This is a genomic window from Mycobacterium sp. IDUB_21 (genome assembly GCF_055419425.1).
In genome coordinates, this window is sequence record NZ_JBVAXQ010000016.1 from 1 (window position 1) to 10,515 (window position 10,515).

Annotated in this window: 10 protein-coding genes; 5 read left to right on the forward strand and 5 right to left on the reverse strand. The window is 69.0% G+C overall.

What is annotated here, in order from left to right:
• Positions 1 to 11 precede the first annotated feature (11 nt).
• The 4 genes from ACZYY4_RS20010 to ACZYY4_RS20025 form a co-directional block, all read right to left on the reverse strand.
• Positions 12 to 395, reverse strand: a complete 384-nt coding sequence (locus ACZYY4_RS20010) for a Fic/DOC family N-terminal domain-containing protein (protein WP_463811795.1) — start codon at positions 393 to 395, stop codon at positions 12 to 14.
• A 794-nt stretch (positions 396 to 1,189) separates the two neighbouring features.
• Positions 1,190 to 1,840 carry a S1 family peptidase gene (locus ACZYY4_RS20015; protein ID WP_463811796.1) on the reverse strand — a complete coding sequence of 217 codons (651 nt, stop codon included), beginning with the start codon at positions 1,838 to 1,840 and terminating at the stop codon, positions 1,190 to 1,192.
• Positions 1,841 to 1,914: 74 nt separating this feature from the next.
• Positions 1,915 to 3,726, reverse strand: a complete 1,812-nt coding sequence (locus ACZYY4_RS20020) for a glycoside hydrolase family 15 protein (protein ID WP_463811797.1) — start codon at positions 3,724 to 3,726, stop codon at positions 1,915 to 1,917.
• 3 nt (positions 3,727 to 3,729) lie between these two features.
• Positions 3,730 to 4,194, reverse strand: coding sequence for a GatB/YqeY domain-containing protein (locus ACZYY4_RS20025; protein WP_463811798.1), 465 nt, complete (start codon positions 4,192 to 4,194; stop codon positions 3,730 to 3,732).
• A gap of 28 nt (positions 4,195 to 4,222) precedes the next feature.
• On the opposite strand from ACZYY4_RS20025, the gene ACZYY4_RS20030 reads away from it, so the two are divergent.
• The 5 genes from ACZYY4_RS20030 to ACZYY4_RS20050 are packed head-to-tail and all read left to right on the forward strand — an operon-like array spanning position 4,223 to position 9,419.
• On the forward strand, positions 4,223 to 5,395 hold the full coding sequence (locus ACZYY4_RS20030; protein WP_463811893.1) for a DUF7847 domain-containing protein: 1,173 nt from the start codon (positions 4,223 to 4,225) through the stop codon (positions 5,393 to 5,395).
• A 10-nt stretch (positions 5,396 to 5,405) separates the two neighbouring features.
• Entirely contained in the window at positions 5,406 to 6,014 is a 609-nt protein-coding gene (locus ACZYY4_RS20035) for a DUF4129 domain-containing protein (protein ID WP_463811799.1), read from the forward strand.
• Positions 6,011 to 7,129, forward strand: a complete 1,119-nt coding sequence (locus tag ACZYY4_RS20040; protein ID WP_463811800.1) for a DUF4350 domain-containing protein — start codon at positions 6,011 to 6,013, stop codon at positions 7,127 to 7,129. Before ACZYY4_RS20035 ends, ACZYY4_RS20040 begins: the two co-directional genes overlap by 4 nt.
• Positions 7,126 to 8,103 (forward strand): AAA family ATPase, encoded by a 978-nt coding sequence (locus ACZYY4_RS20045; RefSeq protein WP_463811801.1) that lies wholly within the window; start codon positions 7,126 to 7,128, stop codon positions 8,101 to 8,103. The genes ACZYY4_RS20040 and ACZYY4_RS20045 overlap by 4 nt, the downstream gene beginning before the upstream one ends.
• The gene (locus ACZYY4_RS20050; protein ID WP_463811802.1) at positions 8,100 to 9,419 is read left to right on the forward strand and encodes a DUF58 domain-containing protein; all 1,320 of its coding nucleotides are present in this window, start codon (positions 8,100 to 8,102) and stop codon (positions 9,417 to 9,419) included. The genes ACZYY4_RS20045 and ACZYY4_RS20050 overlap by 4 nt, the downstream gene beginning before the upstream one ends.
• Positions 9,420 to 9,453: 34 nt before the next feature.
• On the opposite strand, the gene ACZYY4_RS20055 is transcribed toward ACZYY4_RS20050, so the two are convergent.
• Positions 9,454 to 10,446 carry a stage II sporulation protein M gene (locus ACZYY4_RS20055; RefSeq protein WP_463811803.1) on the reverse strand — a complete coding sequence of 331 codons (993 nt, stop codon included), beginning with the start codon at positions 10,444 to 10,446 and terminating at the stop codon, positions 9,454 to 9,456.
• Between the last annotated feature and the right edge of the window lie 69 nt (positions 10,447 to 10,515).

A 10,515-nucleotide genomic window follows, 5' to 3' on the forward strand; every position in this document is an offset into this window, starting at 1 on the left:
CTGGGCAGTTCTTATTGGCCACCAACGGGCAGTTCTCCTGTCCGCCCACGGGCAGTTTCAGCTGTCCATTGACATTCGAGAAAGTCTGCTTCGAAAACGTCCGCCAAGAACGCGTAGGTGCCCTCCAGCGCGGAGGTACTTACCGCTTCCCGACGAGTGGCCGGCCGAGCGAGCAGGCTCGGGTTCGGCAGCAATGAAGACGCTTGGTCGGCACGTGCCATCGCCGCCGCGGCGTCGATCACCGCGGCATAGGTCTGAGCTTCCAGTTTGAGGTCCGCAGGAAGGGGGTCCGGCACGTAGGCGACGTATTCGTACGCCTCACCTAGTCGGGGGTCATGACCCCCGATTGGCACCAACCGTCCGATCGGGCTGTTACGAAGCGCCTCGATATCCATCGGATCCACCTCAACTCGCCAAGCTTGAATTCCAGGAGTGCAATTTCAAGGTTAGCGCCTCAACCTTGAAAACTGACATCCTGATTTCAAGGTTCCCGCTCTCGGTAGATCAGAAGCGGCCTCGACCACCAAGGTGCCCCAGTCCGCAGGCAGTCCGCAGTAGATTTTCGCGACGCCTGCGCGCGCCAACCCACCCAATGCAGCTGACCTGGGAAAACTTACGCGGGCCAACATACCCAACGTCATCAAAACCCCAGGTGGCTTCGTTCGGGACGAAGAGGTCGCAGGTTCAAATCCTGTCACCCCGACTGAGGTTGTTGCAGATCACAGGCCCTGACCAGCAACTCTGGTCAGGGCCTTTTTCTGTCTCTGGGCGGGTGTCTAGCGCCGGTTGGGTCCGATCGGGCCGGGGCCGACCGGGCCGGGGCCAACCGGGCCGACAACGCCACCGGGTCCGACGGGTCCGCCGACGCCGACGCCGATCGGTCCGGCGGGACCGATGATCGGATGCGGGTCCACGCCCCCGGGCTCGCATTGATTTGTCTCTGTGTTGAAGTACATGCCGTAGCCGCAGCCATCTGCGGGGTCAGCCCGGCTGATGGCGGGTGACGCGAGTCCGATCAGCGACACAGATGTCGCGGCAAGGGCAAACACGGACATCGTGGCCCAGCGCCGCAGTAATCGGCTCATTGCCGTCTCATTTCTTGCCGTCTGGTCGCTCATAACGGGGTTATGACTCTCGTCCACCATAGTCGCGGGTAACCGGATTTACTGTGGCTCACTCGAATAGGGCCTCAATTCAGAATGTGCAGCCGCCACTCGCGCAGTATCGGCTCGACCATCACGAAGTAGGTGGTGTTGTCGTCGCCTTCGGGTCCGCCCGTCAGGATTCCCGCGGCGCTGATGGTGCCGTCCGGGTTGGTCACGAAACCCGGACTGCCACTGTCGCCCTCGATGCTGAACAGGTTGGTCACCACCACGTTGCCCGCGATATCCGTGACGACGCCGCAGGTCTCGCCGGTCTGCGAGCCCACCTTGCAGAACGGCATGCCGACCTGGATCTGGTCGGGCCGCAGCACATCTCGGATGTGGTAGCGCCCGTCGACGCCCCCGTTGGGCGTGGGCGTACCCGGGCGCAGCCGGATGATGGCCGCATCGCGGTCGTCGCCGTTGTTCTCGCTGGCGAAGATCGAGCCCAGCGGAGCCGCACCGGCGTCGGTCCACTCCGAGCCGTCCCCGGAGTCGCAGTGCCCGCTGGTCAACAGGTAGTAGTCGCCGAAGCGGTCCTGGGTCACGAAACCGGCGGTGCAGACGCTGCTGTCGTCGCCGACTTCCATTCCGGCCGTCGGGTTGGCCGGTGCCGGGCCGGCGAACACCACTCCGGCCACCGCGAGCGCAGCCGTGAGCAGGGTCGGTTTCCGAACGTCACGCGACCTTGCACCCACCCGGTGATGTTAGCCGGGCCCGCAAGACCCGGCTAGGAGTTTGCCGTGCATTACGTCGGCACGACGCTCCTGCATCAACTGGTCGCGCCGGGCTTGGTCCGCATCGACTCGCCGCTGAGCCCCCGGGCGGTGTTGACCAGGCCCACCATCGAAAACGCCTGGGGAAAATTGCCGACCTGGCGACCGGCCTCCGTGTCGTATTCCTCGCTGAGCAACCCGACATCGTTGCGCAGGCCCAACAGTCGCTCGAACAGCGCGCGGGCCTCGTCGCGACGGCCGATGCCGTGCAGCGCATCGGCCAGCCAGAATGTGCACACCAGAAACGCACCCTCGGTGCCGGGCAGGCCGTCCACCGAACCCTCGTCGGCGCCTCCCTGTGTTTGGTACCGCTTCAGGAAGCCGTCGCTGGACAACTCGCGCTGCACCGCATCGACGGTTCCCACCACCCGAGGGTCGTCCCACGGCAGAAACCCCACCCGGGGAATCAGCAGCAGCGCCGAATCCAGCCCGGCCGAACCGTAGGACTGGGTGAACGTGCCACGCTCGGCGTCGAAGCCATGCTCACAGACGTCGGCGTGGATGGCATCCGCCAGTGCCCGCCACTTCTGGACCGGGCCTTCCCGGCCATGGTTCTGCACCGCATGCACCGCCCGGTCCACCCCGGCCCAGGCCATCACCTTCGAATGCACGAAATGCCGTTGCGGGCCACGGACTTCCCACAGGCTGGCGTCGGGAGAGTCCCAGTGGCCCTCGAGGAAGTCCAGCAGGGCGCATTGAATATCCCAGGCGGTGTCCTCGCACTCCAGCCCGGAATCCAGCGCCAGGTTCAGTCCGTCGAGGACCTCACCCCACACGTCCAGCTGGAACTGCCCCGCGGCCTCGTTGCCGGTCCGCACCGGTTTCGAACCCTCGTAGCCCGACAGCCAATCCAGCGTTTGCTCGGGCAGTCGGCGGGTGCCGTCCAGGCCGTACATGATCTGCAGCTTGGCCGGGTCACCGGCCACCGCGCGCACCAGCCATTCCCGCCAGGCTTTGGCTTCGGCGACGTAGCCGGTGCCCAGCAGCGCCTGCAAAGTGAAGGTGGCGTCCCGCAACCAGCAGTATCGATAATCCCAATTCCGCACGCCGCCAATGCATTCCGGCAGTGATGTGGTGGCTGCGGCGACGATCCCGCCGGTGGGGGCGTAGGTGAGCGCCTTGAGGGTGATCAACGCGCGCCGTACCGCGTCGGCCCACTGGCCTTGGTATTGGCACTGCTCGATCCAGTTCTGCCAGAACGACTCGGTCTTCCCCAGCGCATGCGCGGCTTCGGATCGGGCAGCCTCGGGCAGTAGGTGCGACGGCGTGTGGGTCAGTACGAACGGCACCTGCTCGCCGGCGGACACCTCGAATTCCGCGACGGTAGTCATGTTTTCGCCCCGCATGGTGACCGGGCTGGACAGGCAGACCGTGTCCGGGCCGGCGACCGCTATCAGCCCGTAGTCGCTGCGGCGCATCCAGGGCACCACGTTGCCGTAGTCGAACCGGATCGTCAGGTCCATTCGCATCGAGACCCGCCCGGACACGCCCTCGACGATCCGGACGAGGTCGGCGGACTTGCCGCGCGGCGGCATGAAGTCGGTGACCCGCACCGTGCCGCCCGGGGTGTCCCATTCGCTGTCGACGATCAGCGTCTCGCCGCGGTAGCCGCGCCGGGTGGCCGGCCCGCCGCCGGCCGGGGCGATGCGCCAGTAGCCAGCGGACTCGTCATGCAGCAGCGCGGCGAAACAGGCCGGGGAGTCGAACCTGGGCAGGCACAGCCAGTCGATGCTGCCGTCGCGGCCCAGCAGCGCCGCGGTGTGCAGGTCACCGAGCAGCGCGTAGTCCTCGATCAGCGCCGACCTCATCGCCTAAAGGCGGTCCTTGACGGCGGCCGACAGCCGGGAACCGTCGGCCTTGCCCGCGGCGATCGCCGTGGCGGCCTTCATCACCAAGCCCATGTGCTTCATGTGCGGCCGCTCCCCGATCTCCTCGGCAACCTGCGCCAGCGCGGTGTCCACGACGTCGCCCAGTTCGGCCTCACTGAGCGGTTCGGGCAGGTACGCGTCGATGATGCGAGCCTCGGCGTGCTCTTGAGCGGCGAGTTCACCGCGACCGTTCTCGGTGTAGATCTCGGCCGACTCAGCACGCTTGCGGGCTTCGCGGGCCAGTACTTTGAGCACATCCTCGTCGGTCAACTCGCGGGCCTGCTTGCCGGAGACCTCTTCGGCCTGGATCGCGGCCAGCAACATTCGCAGGGTTGCGGTACGCAGCTTTTCCTGCGCCTTCATCGCTTCGGTCAGGTCCGCCCGCAACTGAGATTTGAGTTCCGCCATGGGACATAACGCTACGCTCAGCCACATGGTGAATCCGCCGCCGCCCGGCTACCCCGGCCCTGGTTTTCCCCCGCCCGGTTACGGCCCGCCGCCCGGATACGGGCCACCACCGCCGGGTTACGGGCCGCCGCCGGGTTACGGCCCACCGCCACCGGGATACGGACCGCCGCCGGGTTACGGCCCACCGCCACCGGGATACGGGCCGCCGCCGGGATATCCGCAGCCCGAACTCAAACCGGGCGTCATCCCGCTGCGCCCGCTCAGCCTGACCGACATCTACAACGGTGCGGTCGGCTACATCCGGGCCAACCCGAAAGTCGTGCTGGGGCTGACCGCGATCGTCGTGGTGGCCACCCAGATCATCAGCGGGATCGCACTGTTCGGACTGCTGGCCGCGGTCGGGCCGGCACATCGCGGACCGTCGGCCGGCGAAATCTCCGGGGGCGACGTGGCGGCATGGCTGACCGGGTTCGCCGGCGCGGGCATCGTGACCGCCCTGGGCACCATCGTGCTGACCGGCATGCTGACCGCCGTCGTCGGGCGGTCGGTGTTCGGCTCGCCCATCACCGTCGGTGAGGCGTGGGCGATCGTCCGCACCCGTTTTGCGGCGCTGATCGGCCTCACCGCCCTGATCGGGCTGGCAGCGGCGGTGTTGTGCGGCTTCGCCGCGTTCGTCATCGCTCTTGCCGGCGGAGCGGGAGGCCCCGGGGCCGCCATGTTGGTCGGCCTGCCGCTGGTGCTGGCATTGATCGCGGTGCTGGGCTACGGCTACGCGGTGCTGGTGTTCGCGCCGACGGTGATCGTGCTCGAGCGTCAACCGGTGATCGAGGCCATGCGGAGGTCGTTCGCCCTGGTGCGCAACAGCTTCTGGCGAGTGCTGGGCATCATGATGCTGACGGCTCTGATCGTGTCCCTGATCAGCAGCGCGGTGGCGTTTCCGTTCAACATCATCGGGATGGCGGTCACCCACGGCGCGGAGGGCCTGATCGGTTCGACGCAGCTGGGCCTGTTCTCCCGGATCGGTGCGACGATCGGCCAGATCATCGTGCTGCCCTTCACCGCCGGCGTCGCGGTGCTGCTGTACACCGATCGCCGTATCCGCGCCGAGGCGTTCGACCTGGTGCTGCGGACCGGCGTAACGAGCGGTCCGTACGGCGGCGGGTCCACCGACCACCTGTGGCTGACCCGGCCACCGGGGTGAGGACGCCCCGGTGCCCACCGTCGACATCGACCGCGAAGCTGCCCGCGAGGCCGCCGAACGTGAACTGGCCAAACCGATCTACCCACGGCCGTCACCGAAGCAGCAGTTCATCGACTTCATCGAGACGCTGGTTCGGCGGCTGATACTCAAGGGCGCGGAGCTGCCGGGTGGGTGGTTCACCATCAGTGTGCTGGTGATCGTGCTCGTGGCGGCGGTGGTGGCCGCCATCGAAGTCGGCCGGCGCATGCTGCGCGACCGTGACGGCGGCCGGCCGCTGTTCGGCACGACGCAGCTACGCGCCGCAGAGCACCGCGCGACCGCGCAGCGCTGCGCGGATTCGGGAGATTGGGCCGAAGCGATCCGGCACCGATTGAGGGCGGTGGCACGCGAACTCGAGGAAACCGGGGTGCTCCAGCCCGTCCCGGCGCGCACCGCGACCGAGCTGGCCCGCGACGCCGGTGCGGTGCTGTCCGGCCTGGCGGGCGAATTGCGTCAGGCCGCCGAGACGTTCAACGATGTCAGCTACGGCGAGCTGCCGGCCACACCGGACGGGTATCGGATCGTCGCCGGCCTGGACGAGCAGGTGTGCTCCGCGACGCGACAGCGGCAGTACCGGTGACGGCCACGCGCCGGACTTGGCTGTGGGTCAGCGCGGCTCTGGTGGTGATCGTGACCGTTTCGGCGGTCGGCGCCTACCTGACCAGCCCCCGGCCGGGTGGCCGGATGGATCCGAACGCCACCGGCCCGGAGGGCACCCACGCCCTGATGACGCTGCTGCGTGACCGCGGCGTCGAGGTGGTGGTCGCCGACACCATCGACGACGTCACACGCGAGGCGAGACCGGATTCGCTGGTACTGGTGGCCGAGACCCGGCGCATCGCCGGCCCGGAGGCTGGGGAACTGTTGAACCGGCTGACCCGCCTGCCCGGCGACCTGCTGCTGGTGGCGCCCGACGCCCGGGCACGCAAAGCCCTGACACCCGATATCCGGACCGGCCCGGTGCGTGCGTTCACCCAGGCACCCGGCTGCAGCCTGCGCGAGGCCGAACGAGCCGGGACGGTCGACCTGGGCACTGCCGCGACTTATGCCGCGGCGCGCGGCCAGTCGGTACACAGCTGCTACGACGGCGCACTGGTCCGCTATCGCAGCGAGGATCGGACCATCACGGTGATCGGTAGCGCGTCCTTCATGACGAACACCGAGCTGGCCCGCGAAGGCAACGCCGCGCTGGCGATGAACCTGGCCGGCTTCCGGGAGCGCCTGATCTGGTATGCGCCCCAACACATCGAAGGTGCAACGGCCGGCAGCGCAACACTTCTCGACCTGATCCCGAAGAACGTGACCTGGTTGGTCTGGCAGCTGTGCGTGGCGCTGACGCTGGCCGCACTGTGGAAGGGGCGCCGACTCGGCCCGCTGGTCGCCGAGCCACTGCCCGTCGTGGTGCGCGCCTCGGAGACCGTCGAGGGTCTCGGCCGGCTCTACCGGTCCCACCGGGCCCGCGACCGCGCCGGCGCCGCGCTACGCACCGCAACCCTGCGCCGGCTCGCTCCGCGGCTGGGACTGGGTCCGGCTCCGGATCCACCGGCGTTGGTCGCGGCAGCGGCTCAACGTACTGGAGCGCCACCGGACTGGTTGGGGCACTTACTGTTCGGGGCACCACCGAATTCCGACGACGCCCTGGTCGATCTTGCCAACACACTCGACGACATCGAAAGGCAGGTCACCCACTCGTGACACAGACTCCCCCACCCAATCCGGCGGCCGCGGCGGCACGCGAGGCGCTGCTGGCGTTGCGCACCGAGGTCGCCAAGGTGGTGGTCGGCCAGGACGCCGTGGTCAGCGGCCTGGTGATCGCCCTGCTGTGCCGAGGCCACGTGCTGCTCGAAGGTGTTCCGGGCGTCGCGAAGACGCTTCTGGTCCGGACGCTCAGCGCAGCATTGCGGCTGGATTTCAAGCGGATTCAGTTCACCCCCGACCTGATGCCCGGCGACATCACCGGCTCGCTGGTCTACGACACCAACACCGCACAGTTCGTGTTCCGGCCCGGACCGGTCTTCACCAACCTGTTGCTGGCCGACGAGATCAACCGCACCCCACCGAAAACTCAAGCGGCGCTGCTGGAAGCCATGGAGGAGGGCCAGGTCAGCGTCGACGGCGCGGCCAAACCGCTGCCCGACCCGTTCATCGTTGCGGCCACCGCCAACCCGATCGAGTACGAGGGCACCTACCGGTTGCCGGAGGCACAACTCGACCGGTTCCTGCTCAAGCTGAACGTCCCACTGCCGGGGCGCAACGCCGAGATCGACATCTTGTCCCGGCATGCTCAGGGCTTCGACCCGCACGACCTGTCCGCGGTCGCGCAGGTGGCCGGCGCCGAGGATCTGGCGGCGGGGCGCGCCGCGGTGCGACAGGTGCTGGTCGCCGAGCAGGTGCTGGGCTACATCGTCGACGTAGTCACGGCGACCCGGCACTCCCCGGCCCTGCAGTTGGGCGTCTCGCCGCGCGGAGCGACCGCCTTGCTGGCCACGTCGCGGTCCTGGGCGTGGCTCTCCGGGCGCAACTACGTGACGCCCGACGACGTCAAGGCGATGGCCCGGTCAACGCTGCGACACCGGGTGATGCTGCGCCCGGAGGCTGAGCTCGAAGGCGCCAGCGCCGACGGTGTGCTCGACGGCATCCTGGCCTCGGTTCCGGTGCCGCGCTGGTGATCCTGACCGGTCGCGCCGCGCTGGTCGCACTGATCTGCGCCCTGCCCGTCACGCTGGCCCCCTGGCCGGCGACGGCGTTCGTCGTGCTGCTTGTCGGGCTGGGCGCCGCGGTGGTGATCGACATCGCGTTGGCAGCCGATCCGGCCGGGCTGCAGATGACCCGTTCCATGGACAGCGCGGTTCGACTCGGCCAGTCGGTGGTGACCACCCTGTCGATCATCAACGGCGGCAGCCGGTTCCGCGGGCAGTTGCGCGACGCCTGGCCGCCCAGTGCCTGCGCCTCGCCGCGCGCCCACCCACTCGACCTGCCGGCCGGCCGGGAGGACCGGGTGCTCACCGAGCTGCGGCCGATTCGCCGCGGCGACCAGCGCGCCGCCGGCGTCAGCGTGCGCTCGGTCGGCCCGCTGGGACTGGCTGGGCGACAGCGGTCCCGGCCGGTGCCCGGGCAAGTGCGGGTGCTGCCGCCGTTCCTGTCCCGCCGGCACCTGCCGGCCCGGTTGGCCCGGCTCCGAGAGATCGACGGGAACCTGCCGGCGCTGGTCCGCGGTCAGGGCAGCGAGTTCGACTCGCTGCGCGAATACGTCGCCGGCGATGACGTGCGCTCGATCGACTGGCGGGCCACCGCCCGGCGCTCCGACGTGGTGGTGCGGACCTGGCGGCCGGAACGGGACCGGCGGGTCGTCATCGTGCTCGACACCGGCCGTACTTCGGCAGGCCGGATCGGGGTCGACCCGACCGCTCGCGACCCCGCGGGTTGGCCCCGGCTGGACTGGTCGATGGATGCCGCACTGTTGTTGGCGGCGTTGGCGTTACGCGCCGGTGACCACGTAGATCTGCTCGCCCACGACCAGGTGAGCAGGGCCGGTGTGTTCGGCGCGTCGCGCACCCGGCTGTTCGCGCAGCTGGTCGACGCGATGGCGCCGCTTCAACCGGCTCTGGTCGAATCCGACGCTGCGGCAATGCTGGCCACCTTGTCCCGGCGAGCGCGCCGCGGCAACCTGGTGGTGCTGCTCACCGATCTCAACGCCTCCGCTCTGGAGGAAGGGTTGCTGCCGGTTCTTCCGAAACTGACCGCCGAACACCAGGTGATCCTGGCCGCGGTCGCCGATCCCCGGGTGGAAAGCCTGGCTCACGGACGCACCGACGCGGCCGCGGTGTACGACGCGGGCGCCGCCGAACGCTCCCGCAATGACCGGCGGGCGGTGGCGGCCCGGTTGCGGCGCAGCGGCGTGCAGGTCGTCGACGCCCCGCCCGACGAGCTGGCGCCGGCGCTGGCCGACGCCTATCTGGCGATGAAGGCCGCCGGACAGCTCTGATCGCGGTCGGGGGCGTGCGGAGAATGCCAGGGCTCTAGCCGGTGGGGACGACGTCGGGGGCATCCGCGATGTCGCCGGTCTCGTCGGCGGCAACGGCCTTGCGCCCGAAGTGCACCACGTAGGCCAGAAACGCCGCCTCGGCCACCACCCCGATGCCGATCCGCAGCCATGTCGGCAATGACGACGGGGTCACCATCGCCTCCAACAGGCCGGACACCGCAAGCACCCCCACCAGCCCCACCGCGACCGCCACGACGGCGCGGCCCTGCTCGGCGAGCACCTGTCCGCGCGGCCGGTCACCCGGGGCGATCACCATCCAGCCCAGCCGCATGCCCACCGCACCGGCCAGAAACACCGCAGTCAGCTCCAGCAGACCGTGCGGGGCGAGCAGGCCGAGCATGAACCCGCCCCTGCCGGCGTGGAACATCAACCCGAGGGACACGCCGAGATTGGCGGCGTTGGCCAACAGCAGTGCCGGGATCGGTAGCCCCAGCAACACCGAGAACGCGATGGCGCGCGCGGCCACCCACGAGTTGTTCACCCAGACCTGCAGGGCGAAGGACCCGGCCGGATGATCGCTGTAGTACGAGGCGAACTCGTGGTTGACCAGCCGGTCGATATCCGCGGGTGTGCCGATCACTGCCTGCACGTCGGGATCGCCGGCCACCCAGCAGGCGATGACCACCGCGACCGCCAGGAAGACGACGGCGGTGCTCAGCCACCACCGCCAGGCCCGGTAGGCGACCACCGGAAACGACACCGTCCAGAAGCGCACGAACTCCGAGAGCAGTGGGGCGTGCGCGCCGGTGACCGCAGCACGCGACCGCGCCACCAGGGTGGAAAGCCGCCCGATGAGCGCCGAGTCCGTCGACGACGAACGCACCACCGACAGGTGGGTGGAGACCCGCTGGTAGAGGTCCACGAGTTCGTCGACTTCGGCGCCGCTGAGCCGGCGACGGTTTTTCACCAGCGCCTCCAGCCGATCCCAGGCGGGGCGGTGGGTCAGCACGAAGGCGTCGACATCCACGCCGTCGAGCGTAGCGAGGACTGCGAGCACGGCGGAGCCGGGCGATGCAGGTCCGCGCCATCAGACACA